The organism is Agriterribacter sp., assembly GCF_035444585.1.
GTDB lineage: Bacteria > Bacteroidota > Bacteroidia > Chitinophagales > Chitinophagaceae > Agriterribacter.
The window spans coordinates 1-7,784 of sequence record NZ_DAOMOZ010000048.1 but is presented as its reverse complement, the minus strand read 5'-3'; the positions used below and the strand labels follow the sequence as shown (position 1 = coordinate 7,784).

Genomic DNA, 7,784 nt, shown 5'->3' with positions numbered 1-7,784 from the left:
CATCATCCAATGCTACCCAGGAGGTAAGATGCTGAATAGGACCGGTACGTGTCCAGTAAGAATAGTCCTGGTGCCAGGCCACTACCCCTCCGTGATGAGCAGGCTTGCAAAAAAGCTGGTCGTGCCAGAACCGCACCGCCGCATTACCGAACAACTGGCTGGCAGCCATTACGAAAGCAGGATTCCAGAGCACATCATGAAAGCCGGGCATGATGCGCCAGTGCCCCAGCGCATGGAACAATACCGTGTCGGGATCAGCCGATTCGTTGGAGTGAAACTCGTGAAAAAGGCCGTTGCCCGGATGACCGGGATCTGCTATTTCGGCCAGTTCCCTATTGAGCTGTTCAACCTGTTCGGTGTTTAGCAGCCTGATGCCGCTGATATAGCCGTGTTCATTAAAAAAATGAATTTGCTCTTTCGTGAGCTTGTATTGTTCCCACTCCCCCGGAGCCGACGGCCATTGCGTAAAATCTGAAACAGGCGAGGAAGCAGCAGATAGATCTTTTATTACCATATGATTCATGATGTTTGGATTTAAAGTAAATATACAAAGTACAACAGGATGCTTACCACCCAAAACTCTAATATAGTGTTTTCCTCCGTAATACCGGAATGATCATTCTTTCCTGTATTCTCCCTGCTAAAAATGGTTATTTAGGGAATAGGGGCGTTTGCGGTAAAAAAACCGAAGATTGAGAGAGAAAAGAAGCGCCATAGTTCAATTCCTCCCTGCGTAGTTTACCATTTCACATACCTGCCCGATTTTCATGAGAACAGGAAGATATCTCAAATTTGAGATTTGAAATTTGAAATTTCAAATCTCCTTATTCCAGCATTACCTGCTTAAACATAACATATTCACTATCCTCTATTCTTTCGGTATAGGCAACCAATGTAGTATTGGCATCAACAGGGCATATAACAGGGAAAGAGGCGTTGCTATTACCGGGGGTGATGTATGCCTTGCGCATTACATCGCCGTTTGCGTTCCGTTCTTCCATACCGATCCGGCTATTGAAATCTTCGCCGCGCCGGGAGCTTTCATTCCAAACGATCACTATATTGTCGTTTGAAAGCGATGCGATCTGGCAATGCCTGGAGTTGCTGCCACTTACATTGCTGCGCACTGAAAACAATTGCCCGTTATTAAAAGAATTGTTGTAATAAATACCCGCACTGCCGCCGCCGGAAAACCATGTAAAATGCAGTCCTTCCCTGTTCTCCGTCATTGCCGGGCCGGTATGCGGACAACCACTGATAACCCAGTTATCTTCGCTTATCCTTTTGGGTAATGAAAATGAATGTCCCTTATCGGTAGATACAATATGCACCATATCACGGATGCTGTCATTAATGATCGCCCTGTACAATACATGGATGTTTTCCTTTTTATCAATAAACAGATCCGTACGGCAACACGGGCAACAGGGCTCGCTGATCAATTGCTCATGCTCAAAACCATTATTGCCTTTGGTTACGGCATAATACAATCCCGAGCCTTCTTTTTGCGACTGCTTCCGGTTATCCAGCCAAACAATGCCGGCTTCCCCGCCGGGCAGCAGTGCCACATCAAAATAGCGCTGGTCGAAGCTGGCAGTATCCTTCGTTAAAGAAACAGGAGCTGTCCATGTTTTGCCCTTATCAAATGACCGTGCATAATATACCAAACCCGAATATGCATTTTGGGGATTGGGATTGGCGGCGCCCCAAACGGCAATGACCTCTCCCGATGGTTTGAATATTACTTTTGGCATATTTTCACCATGAGGATGAACATTGGCGCTGCCGGGTATTTCAATGGGGTTGTTAAACGTTTTTCCCTCGTCTTCTGAAACCGCATAACAAAAAACAAATGTGGCGGAATCTTTTTGTTTGATCCAGCTTAAAACAATATTGTTTTTATCATCCCTTGTAAGATAAGGGCAGGAGCCTTTAGCCCCGTCTATCAGGATTCCCCGTGAAGCAACGGCAGTGACGCCCTGTTCTTCATTTCCCGTTTGGCAGCCGCAAATAAAGACGGCGCTTATGAATACTATAAAAAATAATTCTTTTTTCATGTTTTTGATTTTGAAATCCAGCTGAGCCATCTGTTTCTGCTCTCCTTTTCATTACTGATCATTAAAACTATATGCCAGCCCCACATTGAAAGTCCTTAGCTGCCCCGGACGGTAAGAAGTGCCATAAGCGCTTTTATCTACGGTGGTTGCATAAACTGTGTTGGCGATATTGAGACAGTTTGTCCACAGTTCAAATCCCCCAAAACTATACCCGGCCCTTACATTAAGGATCGTAAAGCCTTTGTATTTGGCTGTATTTTCAGGATCCGTATAATAGTTGCTCATGCCCTGCAATTCTGCTGCTATTCTAAGGTCTTTGCAGTAATGAGGTTTGTAGGTTATTTCACCGTTATAAATATAGGCCGGCGCCTGTGCCATCCTGTTACCCGAGAAATCTTTACCCTGCTGTATATAATCAATATAGGTATGTTTGGCATAAGATCCCCCAATACGAACGGTCACATCTTTCACCAGTGAATATTTTAAGTTTGCCTCAACGCCCTTATGGCTGGTTTTCCCCGTATTTTGATTTTGATAAAAGCCATCTGCAAGCCTTACACTCACAATTTCATTTTTGCCGTCCATTTTGTATACCGAAACTTCTGCGTACCCTTTACCGGCAGCAAACGAAACCCAGCCCCCCGCCTCATAATTTTGATATAGAGCCGCTTTCAGTACAGGCACCTGAACACCGGCGTACAGGTCTGTAATATTGGGCGGGGCAAAACCTGTGCTGTAGTTGATATAGGCGCCTTTGTTGTTTCCAAAGTCGTATGTGATACCAAGCTTGGGCGTAAAATTATCAAAGTGATCTGTGGCATCCGGCGCACCGGTGAATGCGCCGGGCGGCAAATGATTGTTGAACCGGTAATCCAGCCTGTCGTAACGGGCTGCAGCCACCAATTTCAATTTACCGGTTGGATTATATTCAAACTGCGCATATACGGCGCTGTTAAAAAGATCAACGTTGTAATGGGTGAGCAAACTGTCTTTTGCCGTATAGTTATAATAAATTCCACTGGCATCCCTGTCAATATCCGTGAACTGCGCATGGTAAGTGGCAGGACTGTAATCCAAACTTACACCTGAGATGAACCTTGCGTTTATGGCTTTCAGTTCCGTTGTATGCTGCAGTATTGCCCCATAGCTTTTAAAAGCGTCTTCATTGATCTGCCCTTTAGCCTTTGCTGTATTTCCGGCAATATTGCTTATGGAATAAAAAGGATTTTGGCCAATAGCGGTGTTGCGGTAAAAGAGGGTAAGATTTGTTCTGTTATTATCATTCCATTCCCTGTTCAATGTGGATCTCAGCCGAAAGGCATTTACTTTCCTGTAGGTAAACCGGTAAAAGCTGATATAGTCTTTATTATAAAAATGAGCGCTGTCCAGACCGCCTTTCTGGTCTGTTTTATAGTTGATATAATCAGCAACAGCGGTCAGCTTCGTTTTGCTGTTAAAACCGTAATCTACCCTGAATGTTAAAGCTGTTTTATCAAAATCGTTATGCTCTTCAGACCGCTGATCCTGATGCGCATAATAACCGCCTATATACATGCCGAGCTTCCCGTACGTATCGCTTACATTGAAATCCGTACGTTTGTATCCCCTGCTTCCGCCTTCCACCTGTACTTTCCCCGACAAAAACGGGGATGGCGCCTGTGTAATAAAATTGATCGCCCCTCCCACGGCTTCACTCCCGTACAGGGATGACGCAGGACCTTTGATAACCTCTATCCGTTGCAGCGATGCCTGGTTGATCTCTATCAATGCATTGTGGTTAAAGTCTCCCACCGTCCGGATCGGAATACCATCTTCGAGATACAGGAAAAGATTTTTTGTGCCCATGGGCTGGCGAACCGCCATGCTGTGCTGCTCATTGCCCAGGTCAACCATAAATACGCCGGGCACCTTATTCACCAGCATATCAAGCCTTGTGGCCTTTGTATCATTTATCGCTGATTTTGAAATAACATTAATGGCTACCGGCACTTCAGTGCGGCGCTGGGCATTCCTGCTGCCTGAAACCACAATTTCATTGAGATTGGTAAAAGAGGGAGTAAGTAAAACGTATGCTTCAAAATCAGGTAATGCAATATTCCTGGGCTCGTACCCGGCCGAACTGAACCTGATGCTATCTTCCTTTGAACTGCAATACAGGGTAAAGCTCCCGTCTTTACCCGACAGGGTATTGGTTTGATCATTTAAACCCGAAACCGTTACACCCCGGAGCGGCTGGCTGGTTGCTGCGTCAATTACTTTTCCTTCGATGTTTATTTGAGCGTACGCAACATGGAGCACCGATAGCAACAGTACGGTTAAGCACAATGGCTTATTCATACCAAAGAAAATTTAAGTAAATAATATTTCATCCTTAAGAAAGGACGACTGCAATCTTAAAACCTTACAATAAGGTTATGCAGAAGGGGGATGAAATATGGAGCGGGGGAAAGAAAAAGTAAGCATCTCGTTCTCAATAGGATACTCTGTTGTAACCAAAAGCCGGTCATTCAAAAAGTCGAGATCTTTTGGAAGAAAAAAAGGCTGCATGTCAAATTTCTCCCATTTGGGAACAGGCGCCTGCTGATCCTGCTTCTCCTGCTGATCCAATTGTTTGGTGAGATAACATTTACCGTTGCAATGGGTTTGAGGCTTTTCTTTGTTGATACAAAGAACCCTTGCTATATAACTTTTGTTTATAAAATAATCTGCCCGGATTACAAAGGAACTGAATGTTTGTAAAAAGATAATGGTAAAAAGCAGTATGGTAGTAAAACTCTTCAATTTGCTGAGATAATAATCTAATGCTGCAAAGATATAACAGGAAAGATCAAAACAGCACATTTTCTTTCATGATATTGATCATGATGCCGGCTGTTTAAAATTATATGGTAACAAAAACATTATTCATTTCAATTGCCGATACCTATATTAGAGTATTTGCAGGCGTTAAGGTTACAAAAGGGTGCAATCCAATTGTTGCATTGCTTTGCTTCGTGTGGCGGTGACAACACTGTCCACGGCAGAACCATTGTTCACTCCTGCTTCCGGAAGCCGGCACTGCAACCTGTTACCGCGTTTTTAGCGTCAGGGTTACCAGTTGCTGATTGCGCATAACGGTAAGCGGAATTTCGCCTGTCCAGTTCAGTGACTGGTAAACATCCATCAGTTGTTTTACATCTTCAACGCTTTTGTTGCCGGCTGTGCGGATAACATCTTTGTTCCGCAGTCCCGATAAAGACAAAAGACTGTTATTTCCTGCTGACATAACGATTACCCCTGTTTCATCGGGAAGACCGTAAGCCGAACGATCTCCCAGCCCGTCAACAGATTTTACGGAACCTCCCAAAAATGACACTTCCAAAGATTTATCATCCAGTCCTGCATCTGTTATCAATACGGGTATCTGGGGCTGTAATGCTATTCTTTTGAGAGAAGGCTTTTTAACGCCGAACTCATCCATCGGGAAATTCTTAAACCCGGTTCTAAGTGCGGGAGAGTTGGGGGCAACCGAATAATCGCCTTTTGAAGGATCAACGAACAACGGATCTCCCGCCAGGCTGTTTTTATCGGTTCCCCCGGACCTTGCGTCATTGAGGGCAGCGGTATCGGGAAATAAATTATGATCAATTCTTTTCCCCCAGTCACTGATCTGTATGGGCGCGTATTTTTTCATCACGATATTTCTCTCAAACACATCACCGCTGTTCTTAAACCACACATGCGGGTGAAAGGAATTGTTGATCATAATATTGTTCTCCACTACCCTGTAAAAGCCTTCCCGCAGCTTGAGCCCGCCATTTAAGCAAAGATTATTATAGATATGGTAGTTGGACGAACCGTCGTCAAGGTCAATGTCCCAGCCATGATCGCAACGAAATCGGTTGTTGCGGATGATGGTTTGCTTTTGCGCATCGAGTAAGATCAGTTCGGGATGAACAGCCACCAGGCTGTCCATGTATTTTCTGTCCGGCGCCCAGAAACGGTCGCGTCCCCACGAATTAAAGGATCCATGATCTCCTGTTTCTCTAACGGTATTGAACACGTCATTATATTCTATTGTATGCCCGCCGAAACAGCCATCGCCGATATTGATGCCGGCACGTGAAGTATGGTAAATGCTGTTGTGGCTAACCGTAATGGAAGCAGCTACTTCTATTTGAACACCTGTTGCCTGTTTTTCTATATCGCCCAGGTCGTGGAAAAGATTATCGGCAACAATGCATTCCTGCGGAAAGTTATGGGTTAACGGCCCGGGGGTTTTATCCAGCCGGGCATAGGGAACAAAATTTTCATACCCGAACGATGGAGAGCGAACTGCTTTTGTGTCGCCGATAAAGCAAACCGCATTGGCGCCTGTATTATAAATATGGCAGCCGGTAACGGTATCCTTTTTATTGTAATTGCTGAACATAATGGCATTGCCGCCGATACCTTCAAAAACACAGTCTGCTATTTTACAGCTTTCGGTACCATCCAATAAAACGGCGCCACCCCTGTAAATTGTCCAGTCGCTGCGCAGCAATGGTTCTTTGGTGTCCATGAAAGTGCGTTCGTTGTGCGCAAAATACAGGTTGATCAACTGTATGTTGCGTAAAGGCTTACCGGCACTTCCTTTCAGCTCAATGCTGTTCTTCAAATTTGAAACTTCTACTTTCGCTGTTGCTATATTTATTCCTTTTGGCGGAAAATAATACAGCAGGTGCTTTGCTTTATCCAGCCACCATTCACCTGGCGCATCCAGCTCTTCAAAAATATTTTCAACAAAGCGGTATTCCTTATGCATTGCATTGGGACGGTTATTCTGCCAGCCGCCTTCCAGTTGTACGTTTCCTGTATCATCAACACCGGTTATACGATAATGAAAGCCACCCCACTCATACGCATGCAGGGCGTGTACATACCCGCCCACGGGATCTTTCCACCGTTTTACTCTTTCCGGGGCGATGGCGTCTGCCGCCGTACCATGAAATACTCTTGCAGCAGGATCATAATCGGGGTACCGTGCCAGTGGTTGCAGCTTTTGATCGATATACAATCTTTCAAAAGAAACGCCCGGAGGAACTGACGCTACATATATACCGTTTTTATAAGGCTTCCATTGAAGCTTTAATCGCCTGCCAGCGCTGATGGTAACCTTTTCGTTGCTGTATGCCCTGATCTGCAGCGACGCGGGTAAAAAATCCGCCGCATTTATTTCAACGGTCTTATCCAGGTAGTAGGTGCCTGTGCGCAATTCGATCGTTACATCTTTATCCTCGTATTGAAGTGAGTGATCAACGGCGTACCGGATGGTTTTAAAAGGCCGGGCAGGAGTGCCGGTATTGCTGTCGTTTCCGCCCACAGCCACATACAATGTAACCTGCGCCATTGCAACGGTGCCCAAACACAAAAAGAAAAAACACCATGCAGATCTTATTATCAGCCTTTTCATATAATACAGGGGTAATTTTTCCAACATGTTATTTAATCACGTTAAAATTAACTGTTCTGCTGATAAATAGCTGAAACGGATATTTCCATTGATTGCATTGCTTTGCTTCAATATTGTAAAACCGGGTTTAATCCGTTTAAAAACAGCAAAAGGTTATGGGAGTCGCAAATTAGCTCGTGGCAATTATGAACCAACTGCAAAATTTAAATATCATGCCGATGGCACTCACTGCCGGGTACATTTCAAATTCCTCCTGCACTCAGGTGCAACAAAGCAGAATACACCATTTTAATTTA

General features: G+C 44.7%; 5 protein-coding genes. All 5 read right to left on the bottom strand.

Annotated elements, in window-relative coordinates; genetic code table 11:
• Window positions 1-523 (bottom strand): phytanoyl-CoA dioxygenase family protein (locus tag PLH26_RS07355; RefSeq protein WP_324585359.1); only part of this gene is annotated, 523 nt, incomplete at its 3' end.
• Window positions 524-824: 301 nt separating this feature from the next.
• Window positions 825-2,057 carry a sialidase family protein gene (locus PLH26_RS07350; protein WP_324585358.1) on the bottom strand — a complete coding sequence of 411 codons (1,233 nt, stop codon included), beginning with the start codon at window positions 2,055-2,057 and terminating at the stop codon, window positions 825-827.
• Window positions 2,058-2,108: 51 nt separating this feature from the next.
• Window positions 2,109-4,394 carry a TonB-dependent receptor domain-containing protein gene (locus tag PLH26_RS07345; protein ID WP_324585357.1) on the bottom strand — a complete coding sequence of 762 codons (2,286 nt, stop codon included), beginning with the start codon at window positions 4,392-4,394 and terminating at the stop codon, window positions 2,109-2,111.
• Between the two features lie 75 nt (window positions 4,395-4,469).
• Window positions 4,470-4,838, bottom strand: a complete 369-nt coding sequence (locus PLH26_RS07340; RefSeq protein WP_324585356.1) for a hypothetical protein — start codon at window positions 4,836-4,838, stop codon at window positions 4,470-4,472.
• A gap of 286 nt (window positions 4,839-5,124) precedes the next feature.
• On the bottom strand, window positions 5,125-7,488 hold the full coding sequence (locus tag PLH26_RS07335) for a PDZ domain-containing protein (protein WP_324585355.1): 2,364 nt from the start codon (window positions 7,486-7,488) through the stop codon (window positions 5,125-5,127).
• Window positions 7,489-7,784: the final 296 nt, after the last annotated feature.

What these genes read in the sequence shown, in the direction of transcription:
- PLH26_RS07350 (WP_324585358.1), bottom strand. Translation starts at nt 2,057, where the DNA reads ATGAAAAAAGAATTATTTTTTATAGTATTCATAAGCGCCGTCTTTATT.
- PLH26_RS07335 (WP_324585355.1), bottom strand. Translation starts at nt 7,488, where the DNA reads ATGAAAAGGCTGATAATAAGATCTGCATGGTGTTTTTTCTTTTTGTGT.
- PLH26_RS07345 (WP_324585357.1), bottom strand. Translation starts at nt 4,394, where the DNA reads ATGAATAAGCCATTGTGCTTAACCGTACTGTTGCTATCGGTGCTCCAT.